Here is a 22,913-nt window from a genome sequence, read left to right on the forward strand (position 1 = left end):
TTTTTTTGTAGCGCGAGCGCCTCAGGCCAGGTAGCCAAGATGCTCCAGCAGAATGTTGACGCCGATACCGATCAGCACCACGCCGCCGAGGATCTCGGCGCGTTTGCCCAGCAGCGGGCCGATAAAGCGGCCGATCATCATGCCCAGCGTCGCCATGATCATGGTGGCGCAACCGATGGCCATGGCGGTGTGCACGATATTGACCTGCAGGAAGGCCAGGCCGACGCCGATAGCCATGGCGTCGAGGCTGGTGGCGATAGCGGTAGCCACCAAGATCCAGAAGCCGTGGCGTTTGACCTTCTCTTCTTCATCGGGTTTGTTGCGCACCCCTTCGACAATCATGCGCATGCCGAGAATGAACAGCAGCGAGAAGGCGACCCAGTGGTCCCATTCCATGATGTATTGGCTGGCGAACAGGCCGATGGCCCAACCGATGAGCGGGGTGATCGCTTCGACCACGCCGAAGATCAGGCCGGTGCGGATCGCTTCGCGGAAACGGGGTTGATGCAGGCTGGCGCCTTTGCCGATCGAAGCGGCGAAAGCATCCATGGACATGCCGAAAGCGAGAATGAGTGTTGCTGAAAGGTTCATGTGAAATAGCCTCGGCCGGGTGGCTCCATATACACGTAACCCACCCCCAACCAAACGACGGAGTTACGTGTCTATGGTCTCGCCAACCTTACCTGGCTGCCCGCACCACGTTTCATACGGCGAAACGAGTATGTTGATACGGGCGTTTCTGGCGTTTTATTCTCCAGAAACCGGCTACTCCCCAATGACGGCGCAACCATACCATATTATTTCCGCCACCGACAACTTTATTCTGGCGTGATGTTCGCGCTTAATTGAGACTCGTTTTCATTAATCTAATTTCATGTGGGAATATAATGTAGACGTGGGTAACAATGTTGCGGAAATAATAGTCAGAGTGAAAGTGACGCAGCCCATTAATTACCCACAGGCCGCGCAAGGTTTGAGCGGTAACAAAGCGGTTATTTATTTATCTATTGATTATCAACGAAAAATTGATAAATTTTCTCCAGGTCGTCCAGGTGTGTCACCTGAACCAACAGCCGGCGCTGTTCCAGGTCGATGGCCAGAATACCGTCCTCCGATAAATTCATGGCTTTAATGCGGTTATATTCAACAAACACATTGGCGAAGAAAAAACCCTGCGCTTTAAACACCATCTTTGGAGCGCGAATATAAGAAACATAGATAGCGAGCAGCGCCAAGGAAATAAGCAGGTAGGTGGTTAATACCGCACCATTGTCGGTGACATTGCGGTAAATCAGAATGGCGATCAGGCCGACGAAAATCAGGCTGTCGAGGCGGTGGCGGCGTTTGAGCAGCACCTTGAGGCGCGTTTTGCCTTTCAGCAGATCCATGCCGAATTCGTCATACAGCGAGTACAGCAACAGCAGGGTGATAAACAGCATCAGTACGGCGTCGGTCAGTGACATCTCTTGCTCCACACATAAAAAAGCCGGGGGTTGCCCCCCGGCCGTTTCGAACGATTACAGGCCCAGCAGGCCAATCCAATAGCCAAAGATACCGATGACGAAGAAGCCGATGATGATCCACAGCGCGTTGACTTTCTTGCGCAGCAGCCACATACAGGCGAAGGTCAGCAGCAACGGCACCAGGCCCGGCATCAATTGGTCGAGGATGGTCTGCACCGTGGTCACGTTGGTATGCCCGGTCTGGTCGGTGATCTTGGACACCACCAGCGGGATATTCACGTGCGTCCACTTGTTGACCAGCGCCCCCATGACAAACAGGCCGAGAATGGACGCCCCTTCCGTCAGTTTCTGCAGGAAGCCGCCGCCCATGTCGTTGACGATATCCACCCCTTTACGATAACCGTAGGCCACGCCGTAGTAGCGGGTCAGCAGGCGCACCAGGTTGAACAGCACGAAGAACAGGATTGGCCCGAGCAAGCTGCCGCTCATGGCGATGCCGGCGCCGAGCGCGGCGAATACCGGCCGCACGGTGCCCCAGAAAATCGGGTCACCGACGCCGGCCAACGGCCCCATCAGGCCGACCTTGATGCCGTTGATCGCGCCGTCGTCGATCGGCGCGCCGTTCGCGCGTTGCTCTTCCATCGCCATGGTTACGCCGAGCACCGGCGCCGCCACGTAAGGGTGGGTGTTGAAGAACTCGAGGTGGCGCTTGATCGCCTGTTTGCGATCGTCATTGTTTTCCGGATACAGGCGACGGATCACCGGTACCATCGAGAAGCAAAAACCCAGCGCCTGCATGCGTTCGAAGTTCCACGAACCCTGGAACAGGTTCGAGCGCAGGAATACGCCGCGAATATCGGCCGGCGTGAGTTTCTTTTGAGCAGTTGTATCAACCATTTCTCTCACCTATTCCTAGTCGAGTTCGTTATCGAGATCGTTCGCGTTAGCCGGGCCGGCCTGGACAACCTGAGACTTGTTGTATTTCGGGCTGAGCTGGATATACAGCACGGCCATCACCACGCCGATGACGCCGAGCGCCACCAGGTTGAAGTTGGTGAAGGCGGCGGTCACGAAACCCAGGTAGAAGAACGGCATCAGGTAGCCGGCGCGCATCATGTTAATCACCATCGCGTAACCGACCACCACGATCATGCCGCCGGCGATGTTCAGGCCGCTGGTGACCACTTCCGGGATCGAGTTGAGCAGGGCGTGTACCCCGGCGGTGCCGACCGAGATGGCGACGATGACCGCCGGGATGGCGATACGCATCGCCTGCAGCAGCAGGGCGCCGATGTGGATCCAGGTGATGGCCCGCAGGCTGCCGCGCTCCGCCGCGCTGTCCGCCGCGTGCTGGAAGGCCACGGTGAGGGTGCGCACGATGATGGTCAACACCTGGCCGGCCGCCGCCAGCGGAATGGCCAGGGCGATACCGGCGCCGACGCTTTGCCCGCCGGCGATGACCAGAATGGTCGAGATGATGGACGCCAGGGCGGCATCCGGCGCGACCGCCGCACCGATGTTCATCCAGCCCAGGGCGATCATTTCCAGCGTACCGCCGATAATGATGCCGGTTTTCATATCGCCGAGAATGAAGCCGATCAGAGTACAGGCGACCAGCGGACGGTGGAACTGAAACTCGTCGAGGACGGAACCCATCCCGGCGATACAGGCAACGATAAATATCAGCACAATCTGAAGAGTGGTGATCTCCATTGCACTTCTCCTATGACCAAAAAAGCTCTGAGTAAAATAATCAGCGGCTGGCGCCACTAATTGAGTTTGTTAATCAGGTCCATCATTTTTAGCCGGCTGTCGGACGAGACCTTGCGTACCTCCAGCTCGATACCGCGATCGTTCAGTTTCTTAAACGCTTCGATATCTTTTTCATCGACGGAAACGGCGTTGTTCACCTGGGTTTTCCCCTGACGGAACGCCATGCCGCCGATATTGACGGATTGAATATCCACGCCGCCCTCCACCAGACGCAAGACGTCGGTCGGGTTGGTAAACAACAGCATCACGCGGTCGTTGGCGTATTTCGGGTTGTTCCAGACGCGGATGGCCTTCGCCACGTCCACCACGTGAGCGGTGACGCCCGGCGGGGCGACCTGGGTCAGCAGGGTTTTGCGCACATGGTCGGCGGCGACTTCATCGCTGACGACGATAATGCGGCTGACGTTGGTCTCTTTGGTCCAGCGGGTAGCGACCTGGCCGTGAATCAAGCGGTCATCGATGCGCGCCAGGCCGATTTTCATGTGGTCATTCGGCCCCAGCGGCGCCTGAGGGGCAGCGGCTTTGGCGACGGGTGCTGCGGGTTTTGCGGGTTCTTCCTGCGGTTTTTTCAGCGCTTTCACGCCTTCGCGGCCGGTTTCCAACGCCAGCGCCACCAGTTCATCGAAGGCGGGGTTGTCGTCCCGCGCCATGAAGGTTTCCACCAGCATCGGAATGTTGACCCCGGTGACGACCTCATAGTTTTCCTTGTCGACCGCAATGCGGCTGGCGGCGTTGAACGGGCTGCCGCCCCAGGTATCCACCAGGAACAGCACGCCGCCGCTGGTATCCAACCCACTGATTTTCTCGTTGTACTTGACGATTAACGTCTCGGCATTCTCACCGGGAACGAAGTCTATAAAGGCGACGTTGTCCTGCTCGCCCAATAGCATCTCCGCCGTTTTCAGCAGTTGTTCCGCTGCAGCCCCGTGTGTGCCGATGATAATAGCTATTGCCACTCGCTACCTCCTCGTTGAACTCCAGGCGCGGTTTGTGTCGTTTCTCCGCGCCGTCTTGGCAGTCACTTCCGCGGTTCAGATACATTATGGTAGAAAAAAAGAAACGCACGCCTAACATTTCTCACGCAGTTTCAAATGCCTGTGCGCAATACTTCACGAACGCGACATTTATTTTAGTGAGTGAAAAAATATTTTTTGTGACGCTGCTCCGCTATTGAATGCTCGGAGAAATCTTAGCTGTCGCAGATGACATGGCGGGGACGTCACCCTAAACCGCCGTTGAAAAAGCCGCTTTGTCCCCCAGAAAAATCCTGATACAGTAATTCCTTCTTTCATCACTAAGGAGTGAAGGGCCTCAGCCCTCCCTATGGACTGTCACCGAAGTTACTGTTTTTCCAGGTTTCACCCGCCACCCGCTGGCGTTGCATATGCTGTTCGGCCCTTCGGCCATCTCCCGGCAATCCCATCCCGTCACCTTGCTATTGTCGACTGCACCCATGCAGCGGCGGCATCGTCACGTCTGAGCGGCGTGCGCTCATTCCCACTTTTCTCTGGAGTCTGATATGGAATTTTTAATGGACCCCTCTATTTGGGCGGGGTTGCTGACGCTGGTGGTGCTGGAAATCGTGCTGGGCATCGACAACCTGGTGTTCATCGCCATTTTGGCCGACAAGCTGCCGCCGAAGCAGCGCGACAAGGCGCGCATTATCGGCCTGTCGCTGGCATTGCTGATGCGTTTGGGCCTGCTGTCGGTGATCTCCTGGATGGTAACCCTGACCACGCCGCTGTTCAGCGTCGGCGATTTCAGCTTCTCCGGCCGCGATTTGATCCTGCTGTTCGGCGGGGTATTCCTGCTGTTCAAGGCCACCATGGAGCTGCATGAACGGCTGGAAGGACAGACGCATCAAGACGGCGCTAACCGCGGTTACGCCAAGTTCTGGGCGGTGGTGGTGCAAATCGTGATCCTCGACGCGGTATTTTCGCTCGATGCGGTGATTACCGCCGTGGGCATGGTGAACGATCTGCCGGTGATGATGGCGGCGGTGGTGATCGCGATGGCGGTGATGCTGTTGGCGTCGAAGCCGTTGACCAACTTCGTCAACGCGCACCCGACCATTGTGGTGCTGTGCCTGAGCTTCCTGTTGATGATCGGCCTGAGCCTGATCGCCGAAGGCTTCGGTTTGCACATTCCTAAAGGCTACCTGTATGCCGCTATCGGCTTCTCGATCCTGATTGAATTGTTCAACCAGATCGCGCGCCGCAACTTTATCAAGCATCAAGCGCGTCGCCCGATGCGCGAGCGCACCGCGGAAGCGATCATGCGCCTGATGGGGCAGCAGCGTGCGCAGCAGACGGACGATGCGGTCACCTTGCCGAGGGATGAAACCTTTGCGGCGGAAGAGCGCTATATGATCAGCGGCGTGTTGACGCTGGCCTCGCGTTCATTGCGCAGCGTGATGACGCCGCGCACTGACATTTCCTGGGTCGACTGCGAGCGCTCCCGCGAGGAGGTGCGCGCACAGCTGCTGGATACGCCACACAGCCTGTTCCCGGTGTGCCGCGATTCGGTGGATGAGATCGTCGGCGTGGTACGCGCCAAGGATCTGCTGGTGGCGCTGGAGCAAGGGGAAGATATCGCCGAGTTCGCCGCCCGCACGCCGCCGATCGTGGTGCCGGAAACCATGGACGTCATCAAGCTGCTGGCGGTGCTGCGCCGCGCCAAAGGGCGGCTGGTGGTGGTCACCAACGAGTTCGGCGTGGTGCAGGGGCTGGTGACGCCGCTGGACGTGCTGGAAGCGATTGCCGGTGAATTCCCGGACGAGGACGAAACGCCGGACATCGTGGCGGAAGGCGACGGCTGGCTGGTGAAGGGCGGAACCGATCTGCACTCGCTGGAACAGGCGCTGGCCTGCGATGACCTGGTCAGCCCCACCGCCGACTACGCCACCCTGGCGGGGCTGCTGTTGGCTCACTACGGGCAGATGCCGGTGGCGGGAGATAGCATTGAGCTGAACCACCTGCGGTTCGATATCGTTGAGGTGTCCGAATACCGTATCGAACTGGTGCGCGTTACCCGCGTCGTCCTGGACGAGACGGCGCACGCGTAACCCTCCCGCCGGGGGCTCAGGCCTCCGGCGGATCCTCTTCCGCTTTCCTGACGCGCGATTCGTACTGTTGCAACCACAGTGGGAAAACGTGGATCGGCATCGGCTTGGCGAAATAATATCCCTGCAGGGCATTGACCTCGCGTGAGCGCAGATAGTCGGCCTGTTCCTCCGTTTCCACCCCCTCTGCCACCAGTTTCAGCTTCAGGCGCTGCGCCAGCGTAATGATGGTGTCGGTCACCGTGGCGTTGACCGCGTCGGTGCCGATGGCGGCGGTAAACCCGCGATCGATCTTCAAGACGTCCGGGCTGAGGTTCTTCAGGTAGCTCAGCGAGCTGTGGCCGGTGCCGAAATCGTCGATGGCCAGCATGATCCCCATGTCTTTCAGCGTGCGGATCTGGTCATACTGAATTGCCGACAGCGCGGTGCGTTCGGTCAGCTCCAGCATCAATGAGGGCATCGGGTGCGCCGGCAGCCAAATCTGGCGAATATCGTCGATGATATTGAGTGTTTTAAAATGCTCGGCGGCGACGTTGATGCTGATGTAGAACGACGGCCGGGGCGGGAACAGCTGCAGATTTTCCGTCACGGTGCTCATCAGGTAGCGGGTGAGCGGAATGATCAGCTCATGCTGCTCGGCCAGCGGAATAAACACGTCGGGCGAGATCCACCCTTGCCGTTTCTTTTTCCAACGCAGCAGCATCTCGACGCCGGCGCAGCGCCCGGTATCGCTGTGGATGATCGGCTGGCAGTAGACGCGGAACTCGCGATGGGTGATGGCATGGCCGATGTGATAAGACAGGCTCATGCGGTTGGCGGTGAGCAGATAGACCACATAGGCGGCCAACAGGCTGATCAGCAGCGCCAGCGGAATATGGCGCGGCAGGGCGGAAAGCGCCAGCATGCCGATCTGCGGGCCGAACAGCGAAATCGAGAACGGATACAGCGCGGAGCCGGCGGTGTAGCGCAGATCGTTGGTCAGGGTATCGCGGCTCAGGATTTCGCGGCGGCCGTATTCCAGGCTGCTGTCGGCCACGTTCAGCACCACGCGCTGAACGTAAGGCTCCTGCGGCTCGAGTAAAAAGTTGGACAGCAGTTCGATATTAAACACGTGCAGCACGCCGCTGGTTTTATCGCGGGGAGATGGCGTCCACAGCACCAGCGTAGGCAGACCTTTGCTCACCGCGAGCGAGGGGCGCAGCGCCAGCCTGGCGTCGCTGTTGACGAAAGTAGGCATCACCGCGGCCAGCTGATAATGACGGGCGCCAAATAGGCTGGAGCAATAAATAATGCCGTTCTTCACCAGCAACATGGCGCGCAGCGCCTGATTTTGCGCGGCGCGAAAGCGCAGGGTAGATGACACGTTCTCGCAGGGCTGGTTCAGCATGTCCATGCTGCGTTCCGCCTGCAGCTGCGCCGGCGTCAGCAACTGGTTGAGTTTGCCGACGGTGCGGGTGGCCAACGTGTGTTGGCTCAACTCGATGCTTTTGACCTCTTGATAGTAACGGGTATACAGCGATACCAACAGAATAGCCGCGCCCACCGCTCCGGCCAGCAGCCAACGGTAGTAACGATATCGGGACGCGGCGAGGTGGGTCATCAACATCCGGTAAATCCTTGTTCGGTAATCCAGCTCCGAGTCACAGTCAGGCCATTGATCCTTAAGTTGCGCTCGGCTAATTCTAGCCTGAGGTTATACAAGATTGATGGTAACTCAGTAAATTATTTCAGTTTGGTAAAACAGAAGGCCAATTTGCAGGCTAACCGCCGGATCGATGAGAAAAATGCAGGATATTTTTTTGTGACATTGTCACTAAAACGTTCAATGAATTGATTACCCATAAAAAACCCCGCCGGGCGGCGGGGTTATCTGTCAGTCGCATTGCACCTTGATTGCCAGGCCGCCGCGTGACGTTTCGCGGTACTTGGCGTTCATGTCTTTGCCGGTTTCGTACATGGTCTCGATCACCTTATCCAGCGAAACGCGCGGCTCGCTGGTGCGGCGCAGGGCCATGCGGGCGGCGTTGATCGCCTTGACCGAGGCGATGGCGTTGCGCTCGATGCACGGCACTTGCACCTGGCCGGCGACCGGGTCACAGGTCAACCCCAGGTTGTGTTCCATGCCGATCTCCGCCGCCACGCACACCTGTTCAGGGCTGCCGCCCAGCAGTTCGGCCAGGCCGGCCGCCGCCATGGAGCAGGCTACGCCGACTTCACCCTGGCAGCCGACTTCGGCGCCGGAAATGGAGGCGTTCATCTTGTACAACGCGCCGATGGCGCCCGCCGCCATAAAGTAGCGGATATAGATGTCCGGGCTGACGGACTCGATGAAGTGATCGTAGTAAGCCAGTACCGCAGGCACGATGCCGCAGGCGCCGTTGGTCGGCGCGGTAACCACGCGGCCGCCGGCGGCGTTTTCTTCGTTAACCGCCAGCGCGAACATGTTGACCCAGTCGATCACGTTCATCGGATCGCTGGACAGTTTGTCCGACGCCACCAGCATGCGGCGCAGCGCGGAGGCACGGCGCGGCACGCGCAGCGGCCCCGGCAGCACGCCTTCGGTGTTCAGACCGCGATCGATACAGGCGCGCATGGTTTGCCAGACGTTGCCGAAGTAGGTTTCGATCTCTTGCTTGCTGTGCAGCGCCAGTTCGTTTTGCATCACCATGCCGGACAGCGACAGGCCGGTCTCGCGGCAGTGATCGAGCATTTCGCGCGCGGAGTTGAACGGATAGGGCATTTGCAGCTCTTGCTCGGCGTCCTTACCGAAGTTCTCCTCGTCGACGATGAAACCGCCGCCGATAGAGTAATAGGTCTTGCTGTACACTTCTTTATCGTCGGCGAAGGCGTGGATCTGCATGCCGTTTTCATGCAGCGGCAGGTTGTCGCTGCGGAAGACCATGCCGCCGTCGCGCGGGAAATCGACTTCATGCAGGCCGTTGGCCAGCATCAGGCGTTGACGTTGTTCTACATCGCGAATAAAACCCGGAATGCTATCGATATCGACGGTGTCCGGCATGTTGCCGGCCAGGCCGAGAATGATGGCGATATCGGTATGGTGACCTTTGCCGGTCAATGAGAGTGAGCCGTAAACGTCTACGGCAACACGCGTGATAGAAGGCATCAGGCCTTTATTTACCAGATCGTCGACAAACTGTTTGCCGGCTTTCATCGGTCCAACCGTATGAGAGCTGGACGGGCCGATGCCGATCTTAAACATGTCGAAAACGCTAATCACGCTAAAACTCCTTAAAGAGACGTATTGTTATGGCTGCGGCGGTTAAAAACCGCGCAGGGAACAGCGATATTGTAAAAGGGCCGTGCGGGTTCGGCTGCCTTTTTCGCATGAAATTAAATAATCCGTGGTGTCGCTTTTTTTCCTGATTACCCGGGGCGAACCCTTAAGCGGGGTATCCGCTTTCGCCCAAGCTCCATTAGCGGTAATCGCGCCAGCCTTCCGTGCTGAACGCCGCCGGCTTAATCCCTGTTTCTACAGTGGTTTATCTCGGACGGTGGTATTTTACAGGTATTTCGTAAGGTTTAAGAGAGGGTTTACAGTTTTTTTAAAACCATTCAACCGGAACGGTAGTTGAAAAAGCGATCAAATGAAGTGATTTCGATCGCTTTACCTGCAGCTGACGCCGACGGCCATGCCAGATTGCGAGTCAGATCACGCAATGCGGGCTAAATACTGACCTGTTGCGCCAGGCGGCGAATGATGGCGGCGGTCAGCCCCCAGATAAACTGGCTGTGATACCAGGAGAGATAAATGCGGTGCGTGCGGCCGGCGCGGTGAATATCCAGCGGGTAGTAACGCGACAGGGTCAATGCTTCCCGCAGGGGCATCTCGAACACGTCCGCCACTTCGCCCTCGTTGGCGCGGAACTGCACGTCCGGCGGGATCAGGCCGACGATAGGCGTGACCTGAAATCCGGTGCTGCTGTCGAGCGGCGCCATTTGGCCGAGGACGGTCACCGCGTGCGGCGGTATCGCCACTTCTTCCTGCGCTTCCCGCAGCGCCGTGACGATCGCCGATCCATCTTCGGCGTCGGTCTTGCCTCCGGGGAAGGCCACCTGGCCGGCATGTTTGCGCAGCGAGTCAGCGCGGCGGGTCAACAGCAGCGTCGGCTCGGCGCGGCAGACGATCGGGATAAGCACCGCCGCCGGGCGCACATTGTGCGAGATCTGCGCCGCCTGCGGCAGCTGCAATTGAAAACGGCTGATAAAGGCGTGCAGCGAGGCCGGTGAGTTCGATGGGATCACGACGGGGCATACTCCCCAAGCTGCGGCAGAATACGGCCAACCTTGTCGAAGGTCTCCTGGTATTCCGCCTGCTCCTGGCTGTCCGCCACGATGCCGCCGCCGGCGGAGCAGTGGATGCGGCCGTTTTCGGTGACGAGCGTGCGGATGGTGATGTTGGTATCCATGGTGCCGCAGGCGCTCAGGTAACCGATGCTGCCGCAATAGGCGTTGCGCCGCTGCGGCTCCAGCTCTTCGATGATTTCCATCGCGCGCACCTTGGGCGCGCCGGTGATCGAACCGCCGGGGAAGCAGGCGCGCAGCAGCTCGGTGGCCGAGGCCTGCTCCGGCAGGGTGGCGGTAATGGTGCTCACCAGGTGGTGCACGGCGGGGAACGGCTCCACGACGAACAGTTCCGGCACCCGTACGCTGCCGGGCTGGGCGACGCGGCCGATATCGTTGCGCAGCAGATCGACGATCATCAGATTTTCAGCGCGATCCTTGGGCGAATCGGCCAAGCGGCGCGCCTGTGCGGCGTCCTGTTCCGCGTCCGCCAGCCGCGGCAGCGTGCCCTTGATCGGGCGGGTTTGGATGCGCTGCTGCGCCAGCCACAGGAAGCGCTCGGGAGAGACGCTCAGCACGCTGTTGTGCGGCAGCCGCAGGAAAGCGGAGAACGGCGCGCGGTTGCAGGCGCTCAGTCGGCAAAACGCCTGCCATTCATCCCCCTGATAGTCGGCGGAGAACCGCTGCGCCAGATTAATCTGGTAACAGTCGCCGCTGCGCAGGTAGTGCTGAATACGTTGGAACTTCTCGCCGTATTGCCGGCGGCTCATATTGGCACGCCAGCCGCTTAGCAGCGTGAAGGGGCGCTCCGTCGGCGCGGTTTGGCTAGTAAGCCAGCGCCAGCGCTGCTCCACATCGCCATAGCTGAGCAGCGTCAGGGTTTGCAATTGGTGGTCGGCGATCAATGCCCAGTCATAAATGCCCACCGCCATGTCCGGCAGAGCGAGGTCGGCTTCAGCCAACTGCGGCAAGGTTTCCACCCGGCGCCCGAGATCGTAGCCGAACAGCCCCAGGGCGCCGCCCTGAAACGGCAGATCCGGGTTAAACGCCGGCTGCCAGCCTTGCGCCGCCAGCTGCTGCTGCAGCAGGGAGAACGGATCCTCCTGAGACTCAATGGTGACGCCGTCACTTTCGATTGTCGTGCAGGCGCCCTGGGTGGTGAGCGTAACGCGCGGCTGTGCGACCAGGATATCGAAGCGGTTATGCGAATGGTCGGCGAAGCCAGAATGCAGCAGCATCGCCCAGGGCTGTGCTGAAAGCGGGGCGAAAAGCGTCATCAGGGCACTGCGGCTGTAGGGCAACGATTTTATGTTTGGGGCGGTTACGCTCATGAACGTCAATAAACCTGGCTGTGAGGGCGGCGATATCTGGCGGCTAGTGTGCCATAGACGGTCACGTCATGCATGTTTTGCCATGCGCGGCATGCAGCACAGTTCACATAAACGGCAGTTCAATAAACCTGAAATAAGGCATTTTTTGCGCCATTGATTATACTTCGATATGTTAAAAATTTAACGTCAAATGCACTGGAAGCCTATTTGCCGCGGGCGCAAGGCCCGAAAAATATAAAAAAAGATTCGTTAATTTCATAAATTTATTATTTCTGCTTGTTATTAGATGCGGAGCGGCGTGGTTTTGCCTGATTTTAGCCAGCGTCGCCGCCCTTTGGAATTAATGGGTTAATTACTCAGCGCTTTCTAGCGCTGGTTTGAATAAAGAAAAACAGGTTCGGTTCCATTAGCCGCTGCGGGAATTTGCAGGCGTCACGCTATTTCAGCGTGCGCTGAACCCTATGCGTCTTTTAGAAAAGTAAAATTATTATTTTGTTACATTATCATTAAAGAGCTGCCTATGTCGTTAATGCTGAGCGTGATCGTCCCGATGCACAATGCGGGGGAATTATTGGAGCCTTTCCTGGCCTCGCTGCTGGCCCAGCGTGAGCAGCGGTTGGAGGTGATCATCGTCAACGATGGTTCCACCGACGGTTCGGGGGAGATCGCACACCGTTACGCGGCAGCGCATCCGCATATTCGTGTGATCGATCAGGCCAATGCCGGTGTTTCTAACGCGCGCAATGCCGGGCTCGCCGTTGCCCGAGGCAAATATGTGGCGTTTCCCGATGCCGACGATGTGCTGGCGCCGGACATGTATTCCACGCTGCTGGAACAGGCGGAACAACACCAATTAGACGTGATGCAATGCAATGGCGAACGCTATTTCACCAGCCAGGATGAATTGCAGCCGATTTTTCCCGAGGCGCGTTTGCGCACCACCGACGTTATCACCGGCGTACAGTGGTTTGAACGTGCGTTGAAATCGCGAAAGTTTATTCACGTTGTATGGCTGGCAATATATCGCCTCGACTTTATTCGCCAGCATCGGCTTTATTTCGAGCCGGGATTGCATCACCAGGATATTCCCTGGACAACGGAAGTCATGTTTAATGCCAAACGGGTCAAATATTTAAGCACGCCGCTGTACCGTCAACGGGTGCACGACAAATCGATCAGCAACCGTCGTCGCACCGGTCAGGCGAACGTGGATTATCAACGCCACTATATGAAAATCGTCGAGATGCTGGAGCGGCTCAACCGGCGCTATGCCGGCACTGTCGCCATTCGTCCGGCTTTCCATTGGCAAATCACCCGCGAAGCGCTGGGCATTTGCCACAGCATTCGTCGTGAGCCGGATCCGGCTGCCCAGAGTCAGATCACCGAAGAGTTCTATCAGCGCGGCATCGACAGAGCGATGTTCTCCAATGCGCGCGGCCTGAAACAGGGGTGGCATGTCATGCTGTGGCGGCATCGGCTGAAGCAGTGGCGCAGCGATAACGGCTGCTCGCAACCGGCCTGAGCCACAAGACGTTGGGATCCGCCGCGTTAGCGCGTATACTCCTTCTCCCTTTTGCCGGAGAAAACGACACATGCATGCAGGTATGCCATTACTGAGTCACGCGGAGCAGCAGGAAGCGGCGGATCGCATCCATCAACTGATGGAGCAGGGCATGAGCAGCGGTGAAGCCATTGCTCGCGTTGCGCAGGAAATTCGCGAGAAGCATCAGGGCGCTCAGGTTGCGGTACTGTTCGATGACGATGATGAAGACGAGCAGCATGAGGCCGCCCCGGAGGCGTCGCGGAATGACGATGCTGAAGAAGACGAAGACTATTGACGTTATCGGGGCCGAGTAAGCGGCCCCGTGAGTATCAGCCGTTGACCGCCACGGCGGCGGCGGCTTGTTTCGCTTGCTCCACCGCCTGTTCCGTCGTTTCCGCTGTCGCCAGCGCTACGCCCAGGCGACGCTGCCCGGCGATCTCCGGTTTGCCGAACAGGCGCAGCTGGCTGTGCCCGCGCAGCGCGTGTTCCAGGCCGCCGAAGCGCACATCGCTGCTGGTCAGCTGTGGCAGGATCACCGCCGAAGCGGAAGGGCCGAACTGGCGGATGGCGCCAATCGGCAACCCGAGAAATGCGCGAACGTGCAGGGCGAACTCGGACAGATCCTGTGAGATCAACGTGACCATGCCGGTATCGTGCGGCCGCGGAGACACCTCGCTGAAGATCACGTCGTCACCACAGACGAACAGCTCCACGCCGAACAGGCCGAAACCGCCCAGGGCCTTCACCACCTTCTCCGCGATAGCCTGAGCACGGCTTAACGCCGCGGCTGACATGCGCTGCGGCTGCCAGGATTCGCGATAGTCCCCATCCTCCTGACGATGGCCGATCGGCGCGCAGAAATGTACGCCGTCCACGGCGCTGATGGTCAACAACGTAATTTCAAAATCAAATCTTACCAGCCCTTCGACGATCACCCGGCCGCCGCCGGCGCGGCCGCCCTGTTGGGCGTAGTCCCAGGCGCTTTGCAGCTGCTCAGGCGTGCGGATCAGGCTTTGTCCTTTGCCGGAAGAACTCATCACCGGTTTGACGATGCACGGGTAGCCGATGTGCTCGACCGCCTGCCGGAAAGTCGCCTCGCTGTCGGCAAAGCGGTAGCTGGAGGTGGGCAGGCCAAGCTCTTCCGCCGCCAGACGGCGGATGCCTTCACGGTTCATGGTCAGGCGCGTGGCTTCGGCGCAGGGCACCACGCGGTGGCCCTGGCGTTCAAGCTCGACCAGCATGGCGGTGGCGATCGCTTCGATTTCGGGGACGATATAGTCCGGCCGCTCTTGTTCGATAACGGCTTTCAGCGCGTCACCGTCCAGCATATTAATGACGTGGCTGCGGTGCGCCACGTGCATGGCGGGGGCGTCGGGATAGCGATCGACGGCGATCACTTCCAGGCCGAGGCGCTGGCATTCAATGGCGACTTCTTTACCCAGCTCCCCGGAGCCGAGCAACATAACGCGGGTGGCGGAAGGGCGCAGGGCGGTTCCAATCGTTAACATAGTTTCGTACCTGGATCGGTGAAAGTAAGCGGATTGATGATCGGCGGGCAGTATATACGAAAACGATTGCGTGCGCAGCCGCTGCGCCAAGTTTGTTGCTAACTTGCTGTTTTTATAACAAGCAGAAATATTTGCCCTGCATGGGCGATTATGCGTTAATAACCGACGACGAAAGAAGGCCTACATATCGCATGGTTTTCGCGTCTCGTGCCGTCAAGGCAGGTTTATCAAGTAAAGGAAACACAAATGAGCAAGATCACTGGTCACGTTAAATGGTTCAACGAAAGCAAAGGTTTCGGCTTCATCACGCCTGCCGACGGTTCTAAAGACGTTTTCGTTCATTTTTCCGCTATCGTTAGCGATGGTTTCAAGACCCTGGCTGAAGGCCAGCAGGTTGAGTTCTCCATCCAGGACAGCCAACGTGGCCCAGCCGCAGCCAACGTCGTCGCCATTTAACGACGGGGCCGCCAAGAAACCCGCCGCCGGCGGGTTTTTTTATGCCCGCTCTGCCCGTAACGCCGCCCATCTCTGTTATCATTTGCCGCTGATTCGGCGCCAACCTGCGGGCGCGCCGCCATTCCATTCGTCATATAGAGTTATCGCCGTGAGCACAGTTTCTTTTTCTTCCCTGCCGCTGCCAGCCGAACAGTTGGCCAACCTCAACGAACTGGGGTACGCCAAAATGACGCCGGTGCAGGCCGCCGCGTTGCCCGCCATTCTGCAAGGGCGGGACGTGCGCGCCAAGGCGAAAACCGGCAGCGGCAAAACGGCGGCGTTCGGCATTGGTCTGCTGAATAATATCGTCGTCGCTCAGGTCGCCACGCAGGCGCTGGTGCTCTGTCCCACCCGCGAATTGGCCGATCAGGTGAGCAAAGAGCTGCGTCGCCTGGCGCGTTTCACGCAAAACATCAAAATCCTGACGCTGTGCGGTGGCCAACCGATGGGGCCGCAGCTCGATTCGCTGGTGCACGCGCCGCACATCGTGGTGGGGACGCCGGGGCGCATTCAGGAGCACCTGCGCAAGAAAACGCTGCTGCTGGACGAACTGAAGGTGCTGGTGCTGGATGAGGCTGACCGCATGCTGGACATGGGCTTCGCCGACGATATCGACGATGTGATCAGCTACACGCCGCCGCAGCGTCAGACGCTGCTGTTTTCTGCCACCTATCCGGCGGGTATCGAACGCATCAGCGAACGCGTTCAGCGCCAGCCGCTGAGCGTCGAAGTGGACGATGACGAAGCGCAGACCGCCATCGAACAACGTTTCTATGAGACCACGCGCGATCAGCGCCCGGCGCTGCTGGTGTCGGCCATTCGTTATCATCAACCCGCGTCCTGCGTGGTGTTCTGCAATACCAAACGCGATTGTCAGACGGTGCTTGAGGCTCTGGAGGCCCGCGGCATCAGCGCATTGGCGCTGCATGGCGATCTGGAGCAGCGCGATCGCGACCAGGTGTTGGTGCGCTTCGCCAACCGCAGTTGCCGGGTGCTGGTGGCGACCGACGTTGCCGCTCGCGGGCTGGACATCAAAGAGCTGGAGCTGGTGGTTAACTACGAACTGGCGTTCGATCCTGAAGTGCATGTGCACCGTATCGGTCGTACCGGCCGTGCCGGCATGAGCGGGCTGGCGATCAGCCTGTGCACGCCGCAGGAAATGGCGCGGGCGCATGCAATTGAAGACTACCTGCAGATGACCGTCGATTGGGCGCCGGTGTCCGAGCTGAGCGGGGCGGCCAACGGCTCGCTGGAGGCGGAGATGGTGACGCTGTGTATCGACGGCGGCCGTAAGGCGAAGATCCGCCCCGGCGATATCCTTGGCGCGCTGACCGGCGATGCCGGGCTGACGGCGGCGGAAGTGGGCAAAATCGACATGTTCCCGGTGCATGCCTATGTCGCGATCCGTAAAGCCAGCGCGCGCAAGGCGCTGCAACAGCTGCAACAGGGCAAAATCAAAGGCAAGAGCTGCAAGGTGCGGCTGCTGAAATAAGCCGAAGGCGGGCGGCGGTTTGCCTTCCCGCCGCCATCCATTTATACTGTATGTATTTACAGTTATTTGAGTATTTGAGGACGCACGCATGGCGGTTGAAGTTAAATATGTGGTGGTGAGAAACGGTGAGGAAAAAATGACTTTCGCGAGCAAGAAAGAAGCCGACGCCTACGACAAAATGCTGGATTTGGCGGATAACCTCGGAGAGTGGTTGCAACAGGCGCCGCTGAAGCTGGATGACGAACAGCGCGAAGGGCTGAGCTTCTTCCTGGCGGAGAATAAGGATGCGCTGGGGCTGATCCTGCGCGGCGCATCACCGGCGGAAACCGGCAAGAAACCGACGGAAGCGAAAGCGAAAAAAGCAGTCTCTAACTCAAAAGAGGGATCTGCGTCAGAAAAGCAAGCGGCATAATGGCTTATGTTGCGGTGTTGTGATGAAAAAGGATCTAAAATGAGCCGTGAAATAACTTTCTTCAGCCGCTTTGAGCAAGACATTCTGGCGGGGCGCAAAACCATCACCATTCGGGATGCCAGTGAGTCGCACTTCGAACCGGGCGAGGTATTGCGCGTAAGCCGCAATGAAGACGGCGTATTTTTCTGCTTTATCGAAGTGCTGTCGGTAACGCCGGTGCGCCTGGATGCGCTGACCGAACGCCATGCACAGCAGGAGAACATGTCGCTCGGCGAACTGAAGCAGGTAATCAAGGAAATCTATCCGGGCCTGGATGCGCTGTTTGTCATCGAGTTCGTCAAACGGTAACCCTTTGCCGAAACCCTGTTGTGAGCCAGGGATGGGCGCCCGGATAGCGCTAATCACAACGGGAGGACACATGAAAAAAACGGCTTTGGCTATCGCCTTGTTGGCCATGATGGGAGCATCGACTGCGGTGTGGGCGCAGGTTCAAGAGCAACGCAGCGCCAAGGTGGGGCAGTGTGCGGGGCTGCAGCCGGCGGATATCGCCGCCCAGGTCAAGCGCGACTTCTTGCAGAACCGCATCACGCGCTGGGAGGCGGACAAAAAACTGCTGGGCACCGCTACCCCGATCGCCTGGGTCAGCCCGGATGCCATCACCGGCAAGGATCAGGTGTGGCAGGTGCCGCTGACGGTGCGCGGCACCAAGGCGGATAAAACCTACAACGTGACGCTCAACTGCAACACCGGCGAGATCGCCTACAGCGCGCTGCAGTAATCGTTTTCCGCAATAAAAAGCCCGCCTGGCGGCGGGCTTGATGCATCAAGAGGCAGTCAGTCGCTAAACGGGATCACCAACTCACCCGGTTTCACTTCCAATCCCTTCGCCAGTTTTTTCGCCAGCGCTTCGGTTTTGCTGTTGTCAGGATTCAGCACATAAGCCGGCTTTTGGTCGAAGTAAGACTTCAGCGACTGATTCAGATATGGCGTCAGCGCTTTCATCACCGTCTGCATTTTTTCCGGCTGCACGCTGTAATCGGTCAGTTCCATGTCTTTCAGGTAAATGGCGCCCTGTGCACGGTCGTAAACCGGCTGCGCTTTCAGCGTCAGCTTCAGATCCGCCGCCTGCGGGCCGAGAATCGACGTGATATTGACCTTGGCATCGCCGGAAAGGGTGACCTTGCCCGGCTCGCTGCGGCCAATCTGGCTTTGCAACTGCGTCAGTACGATGTTGGCGTCCACCAGGCCGGGCACGCCGATCTGCTTCTGATAGTCGTTGTGTTTCTGCAGGTAATCATTCACTTCCTGCTCGCTCAGGGTGTACTGGGTCAGTTGATTGCAACCGGCCAATACGCCGGCGAACAGCAGGGCGGCTGCGCCCATCAGGATCTTCTTCATTAATGCCTCATTGCGACTGCTGGCGAAAAGTGCTGCAGATAATTGATTAATCATTATAAACGTTCCGCCTGCCCCTGAAAACGGCAGGCGGCGATGTGCAGGGGATAGTGCGCGCAAAAGCGGGCGACACCTATCGGATAACGCCGAAAGCGTCAACGCCGCAATCGCAGCGCCAAGAGCGCCACGCCGGCCAGGCAGGCCGCGCCCCCCAACAGCGGGAACAGCGGAATGCCCCACAGCCGCAGCGAAGAATGCATCAGATAAGGTGCCAGGCCCAGGGCAAAAGCGGCGGTGACGATAGCGATGGCCAGGGTGACGGCGGCGCGCTCCAGCGCTTTGCTCAACTGACCGAGGTTCCTGACGTTGATATCGGCATTGAGCTGCCCGCGTTTCAGACGGCGAACCAATAGCCGCAGGGTTTGCGGCAGTTCTTCTCCGGCGTCGAGCGCTTCCCCGCCCAGAGCCAACAGCCGCTGGCGCACGGCGTCCGGGGCATAGCGTTGCAGCACCGTTTGTTGCAGCATCGGTTTGAGCGTGGCGACGATGTCGAAGGCCGGATCCAATCGGTGCAGCACGCCGTCGGCGGTGATTAACGCCTTGAACAGCAGCACCAGATCGGGCGGCAGCGCCAGTTGGTGCTCACGCGCCATCACCAGCAGGTCGGTCAGGGCCTTGCCCAAGGTCAGAGTGGCGGCGGCCTGTTTGTCGAGAAAGTTTTGCGCCGCCAGCTCCAGATCCATCAAATCCAGCGGTTCGCTGTCCGACCAGGCGATCAGCGTGTTGACGATGCCTTCGGACTGACGATCGGCGATGGCCTGCAGCAGCAGGAGCAACTGGTTGCGCCGCCGCTCGGACAGCTGGCCCACCATGCCGAAGTCGATAAAGCCGACGCGGTCACCGCTCAGCGCCATGACGTTGCCGGGGTGAGGGTCGGCGTGATACAGCCGATGCTCCAGTACCATGCTCATAAAGGCGCGGGCGCCGCGTTGCGCCAGCAGCGGGCCGTCAAAGCCCGCCGCCGCCAGCTGCTGAGGGTTTTCCGGCGCGGTGCCGGGCAGGTATTCCTGCACTAACAGGCGCGGAGAAGACCATTGCCAATAGATTTTGGGCACGACGACGTCAGGTTGATGGGCGAACATCCCGGCGACGCGGTCGCAGTTATGCCCTTCGTGGGTCAAATCCAGTTCATGATTGAGCGCCGTCGCCAGCGCTCTGACCATCTGCCGCGGCCGATAGCGCGCCAGCGCGGGGCTCTGCTGCTCTACGGTTTCCGCCAGCGAGGCCAGCAGCCGCAAATCGGCGTGGATGGTTTTCGCCAGACCGGGCCGCAGCACTTTCACCACCACCTGTTCGCCGCTGTGCAGGCGTGCGCGGTAGATTTGCGCCATCGACGCCGCCGCCAGCGGCGTGCGATCGAATTCGGCGAACAGCCGCTCGGGTTCGCCGCCCAGGTCGGCAACGATCTGTGGCGCCAGCGTTTCCCATGGCAACACTGCCGCCCGGTTGTGCAGGCGATCCAGTTCGTCGGTCCAGGCCGGATCCAGCAGGTCGGAACGCGTGGCCAGGATCTGGCCGAATTTGACGAAGGTAGGCCCCAGCGCCTCGAGCGCTTCGCGCAGCCGCTCAGGCAGGGTTTGGGCGTCCTGTTGGGCGGATCCAGCGCGGGCGCCGCGCAGCAAAGCCCCCAGGCCCAGCAGACGCAGAACGTCTTGCAGGCCGTAACGGATCAGAACGGAGGTTATTTCCTTCAGCCGCGCCCGATCGCGAGCGGTGGCGAGCACCATTTTCAGCATCAGTACGCCATATCCTTTTGGTTGCTCAAACGTTATTGTTCCATATCCAGCAGCAACGGCACTTCGCTGCGCTGCGCCATGCGGTTGCGGTAGGCTTCCACGTTATCCGGCAGCGCAACCCCGGCGACGATCGACAATGAGCGCAGCAGCGGGAACAGGTGAATATCGTCCTCGGACAGTTCGCCGTTCACCGCGTCGGCGGAGACGATCAGCGGCGACAGCGCTTGCAGATCGGCTTCCAACTGGGCGATCAGATCGGCGCTATTGGCGAGATGCTCGGCGAAATCCCCTATTGACGCCTGTTTTTTATCGATAAAGTAACGGCGGGCGCTGTCGGTGGCAAACTCTTCGAAATCGGCATGCGCAATTCGCGGCAACAACAATTTCGCGCTGTAACCGCCGACCCGCTGCAGCCACTCGGCGATGGCCGGGTTGGTGCGGCCGGTCAGTACCGGCTTGCCGTCCAGAGCATCGACATAGCGCACGATATCCAGGCTTTCCGGCATCGCTTCACCGTTGTCTTTGACCAGGATAGGCACCATTTTTTGGCCGATCAGGTTAAACGGAGTCGTTTCATCGTCGTTGAGCAACGTGACCAGGCGAATCGGCAGACGTTTCAGGCCGAAAATCATGCGGGCTTTCACGCAGAATGGGCAATGATCGTAAATAAACAGTTTCATGCTTGCTCCGGGTTGTCAGGTTTTAACAGCAATAGTTACCACAGCTTATCGAGGCTGTCTTGACGTGCGTGTGTTGGATGGTGCGTTATTGCGAAATTGCCCGCGCATCGGCGCGGGCCAGGGGGCGTTATTTCTTGGCCGGTACTGAGTTGAGCACATCGATCAGGTGAATGCGAGCTTCATCCAGATCGATTCGGTCACGTTCGTTGGCGGCGGTGACGACCTGCAGCTGTTTGATAATATCGTTTTTCAGGCCGGCGTCGCTGGCGAGGATATGGGCCAGCGCCTTCTCCACCAGGGTGGCGCGCGCATAAATCATGCGCAAGTTCAGTATCATATGTTCGAGTAGTTGCGGTAATTTTGCTTCTTCACTCATGCCGACGGGCTCCTGTGGGTGTTTTTACTAACAGGATAGCAGCTGTTGCCGATTCGGCCGGATTTCTATGGCGTCAACCGCCGCGCAGCATCATCGACGCGCTGCGCCGCGGGCTGAACTGCCAGTACAGCGCCAGCAGCGTAGCGAAGCCTACTGCACCAAGCAGCAACCAGGGCAGCTCCGGCATGTTCATCGTCCGGCCGGTATCGTACATCCAGCCGCCGCCGGTATAACCCAACGCGCCGCCCAGCGCCAGGCCGAGGCGGCTGAAGCCCATATAGCTGCCGCGCGCACGCGGATCGGCCAGCGAAGCGCTCAGCGTTTCGCGCGCCGGTTCGGCGATGATCGATCCCAGATAGAAGCAGCAGATCAGCGTGAATACACCCTGCAAGCTGGTGGCGAGACCGATCGGCAGCAGGCTGAGCGTCATCAGCAACAGGCCCGCCATCAGGCGCTGTTCTAGCCGGAAGTGTTTTTCTCCCCAACGCGCCAGCGGATAGAGCAGCGATAGCGACAGCGCCGCTTCAATCGCATACATCCATTTCACTGCCGCCGGTGAACCGGCGATTTCGTTGACCACGATCGGCATCATCAGCATCACCTGCACCGCCAGCATGTAGTAACCGGTCAGCGTCAGGACATAGGTGAGGAAGCGGCGATCGCGCAGGACCCGCAACATGCCTTCCTTCATCGGTATGCGCACGGTAGAGATGCGATAAGCCGGCAGTAGCCAGGCGTTCCAGCCGGCGGCCAGCACGAAGATCGCCGCCCCAACCCAGCAGACAAAGTGAAAGTCGTACTGCAGCAGCCAACTGCCGATCAGCGCGCCGACCACCGCTCCGGCGCTGTCCTGCATCATCAGCAGCGAGAAAAAACGGCCGCGTTCGTGTGGGCGGGTCAGCTTGATCACCAAAGCGGTGCGCGGCGGATCGAATAACGTGCCGCCGAGGGCGGACAGCGCGCAAGAGAACCACAGGATCCAGGGGGCATCGGCCATCGCCATGGTGGCGAAACCGGCGGCGCGCAGCAACATGCCGGTGACGATCATCGGCTTGGCGCCGAAGCGATCGGCGATGGCACCGCCAAAGATGCCGAGCCCTTGTTGCAACAGCTGCCGCAAACCCAGCGCGATGCCGACGATCAGTGCCGCCCATCCTAATTGATCGACAAAGCGGATCGAAATAAGCGGAAAAACGACAAAGAAGCCTAAAACCACCAGCAGATTATCGAGCAACAGAAAATATTTACCCAAGCTGCGTGCTTGCGACACCAGAGACATGCTTCAC

At 59.1% G+C, this 22,913-nt stretch carries 23 protein-coding genes and 1 riboswitch; of the genes, 8 read left to right on the forward strand and 15 right to left on the reverse strand.

What is annotated here, in order from left to right; translation table 11 throughout:
- Positions 1-21: 21 nt before the first annotated feature.
- The 5 genes from mntP to manX all read right to left on the reverse strand — a co-directional run bounded on the left by mntP (position 22) and on the right by manX (position 4,192).
- A complete protein-coding gene (gene mntP, locus ACJ8HN_RS03975) occupies positions 22-591 on the reverse strand; it encodes a manganese efflux pump MntP (RefSeq protein WP_033647683.1) in 570 nt (189 codons plus the stop codon).
- An 11-nt stretch (positions 592-602) separates the two neighbouring features.
- A riboswitch (yybP-ykoY riboswitch) is annotated at positions 603-786 on the reverse strand.
- Positions 787-1,004: 218 nt separating this feature from the next.
- Positions 1,005-1,463, reverse strand: a complete 459-nt coding sequence (locus ACJ8HN_RS03980) for a DUF986 family protein (protein WP_033647681.1) — start codon at positions 1,461-1,463, stop codon at positions 1,005-1,007.
- Between the two features lie 54 nt (positions 1,464-1,517).
- Entirely contained in the window at positions 1,518-2,360 is an 843-nt protein-coding gene (locus ACJ8HN_RS03985) for a PTS mannose transporter subunit IID (protein ID WP_033634889.1), read from the reverse strand.
- Between the two features lie 15 nt (positions 2,361-2,375).
- Positions 2,376-3,176: a PTS mannose/fructose/sorbose transporter subunit IIC gene (locus ACJ8HN_RS03990; protein WP_033634888.1), complete on the reverse strand. Its 801-nt coding sequence runs from the start codon at positions 3,174-3,176 to the stop codon at positions 2,376-2,378.
- A gap of 56 nt (positions 3,177-3,232) precedes the next feature.
- Positions 3,233-4,192, reverse strand: coding sequence for a PTS mannose transporter subunit IIAB (gene manX / locus ACJ8HN_RS03995; RefSeq protein WP_033654424.1), 960 nt, complete (start codon positions 4,190-4,192; stop codon positions 3,233-3,235).
- A gap of 563 nt (positions 4,193-4,755) precedes the next feature.
- Here manX and ACJ8HN_RS04000 point away from each other — a divergent pair.
- Positions 4,756-6,300 carry a TerC family protein gene (locus ACJ8HN_RS04000; RefSeq protein ID WP_033654423.1) on the forward strand — a complete coding sequence of 515 codons (1,545 nt, stop codon included), beginning with the start codon at positions 4,756-4,758 and terminating at the stop codon, positions 6,298-6,300.
- 16 nt (positions 6,301-6,316) lie between these two features.
- On the opposite strand, the gene ACJ8HN_RS04005 is transcribed toward ACJ8HN_RS04000, so the two are convergent.
- The 4 genes from ACJ8HN_RS04005 to pabB form a co-directional block, all read right to left on the reverse strand.
- Positions 6,317-7,903, reverse strand: coding sequence for an EAL domain-containing protein (locus ACJ8HN_RS04005; protein WP_033634885.1), 1,587 nt, complete (start codon positions 7,901-7,903; stop codon positions 6,317-6,319).
- A gap of 267 nt (positions 7,904-8,170) precedes the next feature.
- Positions 8,171-9,535: an L-serine ammonia-lyase gene (gene sdaA / locus ACJ8HN_RS04010; RefSeq protein ID WP_047571586.1), complete on the reverse strand. Its 1,365-nt coding sequence runs from the start codon at positions 9,533-9,535 to the stop codon at positions 8,171-8,173.
- Positions 9,536-9,981: 446 nt separating this feature from the next.
- Positions 9,982-10,560 (reverse strand): CoA pyrophosphatase, encoded by a 579-nt coding sequence (locus tag ACJ8HN_RS04015; RefSeq protein ID WP_033654422.1) that lies wholly within the window; start codon positions 10,558-10,560, stop codon positions 9,982-9,984.
- Positions 10,557-11,930, reverse strand: a complete 1,374-nt coding sequence (gene pabB, locus ACJ8HN_RS04020) for an aminodeoxychorismate synthase component 1 (protein ID WP_333505191.1) — start codon at positions 11,928-11,930, stop codon at positions 10,557-10,559. Before pabB ends, ACJ8HN_RS04015 begins: the two co-directional genes overlap by 4 nt.
- 520 nt (positions 11,931-12,450) lie before the next feature.
- Here pabB and ACJ8HN_RS04025 point away from each other — a divergent pair.
- Together ACJ8HN_RS04025 and ACJ8HN_RS04030 are read left to right on the forward strand one after the other, a co-directional pair.
- Positions 12,451-13,452 carry a glycosyltransferase gene (locus ACJ8HN_RS04025; RefSeq protein ID WP_158692494.1) on the forward strand — a complete coding sequence of 334 codons (1,002 nt, stop codon included), beginning with the start codon at positions 12,451-12,453 and terminating at the stop codon, positions 13,450-13,452.
- Between the two features lie 70 nt (positions 13,453-13,522).
- Positions 13,523-13,768 carry a YoaH family protein gene (locus tag ACJ8HN_RS04030; RefSeq protein WP_033634881.1) on the forward strand — a complete coding sequence of 82 codons (246 nt, stop codon included), beginning with the start codon at positions 13,523-13,525 and terminating at the stop codon, positions 13,766-13,768.
- A 34-nt stretch (positions 13,769-13,802) separates the two neighbouring features.
- Here ACJ8HN_RS04030 and purT read toward each other — a convergent pair whose 3' ends face one another.
- The gene (gene purT / locus ACJ8HN_RS04035; RefSeq protein ID WP_060427416.1) at positions 13,803-14,981 is read right to left on the reverse strand and encodes a formate-dependent phosphoribosylglycinamide formyltransferase; all 1,179 of its coding nucleotides are present in this window, start codon (positions 14,979-14,981) and stop codon (positions 13,803-13,805) included.
- Positions 14,982-15,227: 246 nt separating this feature from the next.
- Between purT and cspE the strand changes: the two genes are divergently transcribed.
- From cspE to yebF, 5 genes are all read left to right on the forward strand, one after another.
- Positions 15,228-15,437 (forward strand): transcription antiterminator/RNA stability regulator CspE, encoded by a 210-nt coding sequence (gene cspE / locus ACJ8HN_RS04040; protein WP_004927572.1) that lies wholly within the window; start codon positions 15,228-15,230, stop codon positions 15,435-15,437.
- A 148-nt stretch (positions 15,438-15,585) separates the two neighbouring features.
- Positions 15,586-16,968 (forward strand): ATP-dependent RNA helicase DbpA, encoded by a 1,383-nt coding sequence (gene dbpA, locus ACJ8HN_RS04045; protein WP_041035494.1) that lies wholly within the window; start codon positions 15,586-15,588, stop codon positions 16,966-16,968.
- Between the two features lie 88 nt (positions 16,969-17,056).
- The gene (locus ACJ8HN_RS04050) at positions 17,057-17,380 is read left to right on the forward strand and encodes a YebG family protein (protein WP_039565715.1); all 324 of its coding nucleotides are present in this window, start codon (positions 17,057-17,059) and stop codon (positions 17,378-17,380) included.
- Positions 17,381-17,419: 39 nt separating this feature from the next.
- Positions 17,420-17,728: a N(4)-acetylcytidine aminohydrolase gene (yqfB, locus tag ACJ8HN_RS04055; RefSeq protein WP_004927562.1), complete on the forward strand. Its 309-nt coding sequence runs from the start codon at positions 17,420-17,422 to the stop codon at positions 17,726-17,728.
- A 70-nt stretch (positions 17,729-17,798) separates the two neighbouring features.
- Positions 17,799-18,158 carry a protein YebF gene (yebF, locus tag ACJ8HN_RS04060; RefSeq protein ID WP_308414536.1) on the forward strand — a complete coding sequence of 120 codons (360 nt, stop codon included), beginning with the start codon at positions 17,799-17,801 and terminating at the stop codon, positions 18,156-18,158.
- 56 nt (positions 18,159-18,214) lie between these two features.
- On the opposite strand, the gene ACJ8HN_RS04065 is transcribed toward yebF, so the two are convergent.
- The 5 genes from ACJ8HN_RS04065 to mdtH form a co-directional block, all read right to left on the reverse strand.
- Positions 18,215-18,778, reverse strand: coding sequence for a lipoprotein (locus ACJ8HN_RS04065; RefSeq protein WP_004927555.1), 564 nt, complete (start codon positions 18,776-18,778; stop codon positions 18,215-18,217).
- A gap of 152 nt (positions 18,779-18,930) precedes the next feature.
- Positions 18,931-20,571, reverse strand: a complete 1,641-nt coding sequence (locus tag ACJ8HN_RS04070) for an ABC1 kinase family protein (protein WP_442523103.1) — start codon at positions 20,569-20,571, stop codon at positions 18,931-18,933.
- Positions 20,572-20,603: 32 nt separating this feature from the next.
- Complete coding sequence (gene grxB / locus ACJ8HN_RS04075) at positions 20,604-21,251, reverse strand: glutaredoxin 2 (protein ID WP_047571591.1); 648 nt, start codon at positions 21,249-21,251, stop codon at positions 20,604-20,606.
- 127 nt (positions 21,252-21,378) lie between these two features.
- On the reverse strand, positions 21,379-21,627 hold the full coding sequence (locus tag ACJ8HN_RS04080) for a hypothetical protein (protein WP_033634870.1): 249 nt from the start codon (positions 21,625-21,627) through the stop codon (positions 21,379-21,381).
- A 73-nt stretch (positions 21,628-21,700) separates the two neighbouring features.
- Complete coding sequence (gene mdtH, locus ACJ8HN_RS04085) at positions 21,701-22,906, reverse strand: multidrug efflux MFS transporter MdtH (RefSeq protein WP_033654414.1); 1,206 nt, start codon at positions 22,904-22,906, stop codon at positions 21,701-21,703.
- Positions 22,907-22,913 lie beyond the last annotated feature (7 nt).

The organism is Serratia sp. CY29653 (assembly GCF_052169255.1).
Taxonomy (GTDB): domain Bacteria; phylum Pseudomonadota; class Gammaproteobacteria; order Enterobacterales; family Enterobacteriaceae; genus Serratia; species Serratia sarumanii.